The 1,485-nt window shown below is 58.7% G+C and carries 2 protein-coding genes; both read left to right on the forward strand.

Going from position 1 to position 1,485, the window contains the following annotated elements; all coding sequences use genetic code 11:
* The coding region (locus AC1D1Z_RS37340) for a polysaccharide biosynthesis protein (RefSeq protein ID WP_477853849.1) at positions 1 to 546 on the forward strand (546 nt) is incomplete at its 5' end.
* Positions 547 to 586: 40 nt separating this feature from the next.
* Positions 587 to 1,485: UDP-N-acetyl glucosamine 2-epimerase (locus AC1D1Z_RS37345; protein WP_477853851.1), on the forward strand; the 899-nt coding region annotated here is incomplete at its 3' end.

Below are 1,485 nucleotides of genomic sequence, written 5' to 3' on the forward strand. Positions count from 1 at the left end.
ACCGTGCTTTGCGCCACGCGTTATGGCAACGTCATGGCGTCGCGCGGCTCGGTGATCCCGTTGTTCGTCTCGCAGCTCAAGAGCGGCGCGCCGCTGACCGTGACCGACGCCAGCATGACCCGCTTCCTGATGTCACTCGACGATTCGGTCGACCTGGTGCTGCACGCGTTCGAGCACGGCCAGCAGGGCGACATCTTTGTACAGAAGGCGCCAGCCTCGACTGTCGCCGACCTCGCGCAAGCGCTCAAGGACATTTTTGGCGGCAACGACCAACCCACCAAGATCATTGGCRCGCGCCATGGCGAAAAGCTCTACGAAACGCTGGTGTCGCGCGAGGAAATGGCCCGGATCGACGACATGGGCGCGTACTACCGCATTCCCGYAGACAACCGCGACCTCAATTACGCCAAGTATTTCAGCGACGGTGAAGAGCGGATTTCGCAACTGGACGACTACACATCGCACAACACCGAGCGGCTCAATGTCGCCCAGGTCAAGGCGCTTTTGGGAAAACTGGATTTTATTGAGGAGGCACTTCGTGTTTAAAGTGATGACGGTAGTCGGGACCCGGCCCGAATTGATCAAGATGAGCCGCGTGATTGCGGCGCTCGACAAGCACACCCAGCACATTCTTGTGCACACGGGCCAGAATTTCGACTACGAGCTGAACCAGATTTTTTTCGAAGACCTGCAGATTCGCAAGCCCGACCACTTTCTCAATGCAGTCGGCGAAAATGCGGCCCAGACCATCGGCCAGATCATCATGAAGGCCGATGAAGTGTTCCAGGCTGAGAAGCCCGACGCCGTCCTGCTCTATGGCGACACCAACTCATGCCTGGCAGTGATCGCGGCCAAACGGCGGAAAATCCCGGTATTCCACATGGAGGCAGGCAACCGCTGCTTCGACCAGCGCGTTCCCGAAGAACTCAACCGGAAGGTGCTCGATCACCTGTCGGACATCAACATGGTCCTGACGGAACATGCACGGCGCTATCTCATCGCCGAAGGCGTGCGGCCCGAAACCATCATCAAGACCGGCTCGCACATGCGTGAGGTCGTCGATCACTACCGCCCGCAAATCGACAAGTCCGACATCATTTCGCGCCTGTCCCTCAAGCCCAATGAATTTTTCCTGGTCAGCGCGCATCGCGAGGAAAACGTTGACTCGCCCGACGCGCTGAAGGACCTGCTCGAGACCTTGACCGAGCTTGTCAAAAAGTATGGCTTCCCGGTGATCGTTTCCACCCATCCACGCACGCGAAAACGGCTGGAGGAGGCTGGTTACGAAGGCCTGGACAAGCGCATCGTGTTCGGCAAGCCGCTCGGGTTTTTCGACTACATGAAACTGCAGGTCGAAGCCAAATGCGTGCTGTCCGACAGCGGCACCATCACGGAGGAGACCTCGCTGCTCAATCTCTGCTCCATCACCCTGCGCAATGCCCACGAGCGCCCCGAAGGCATGGACGTCGGCACCCTCATCATGAG

It is taken from the genome of Rhizobium sp. P1_E1 (assembly GCF_056406015.1).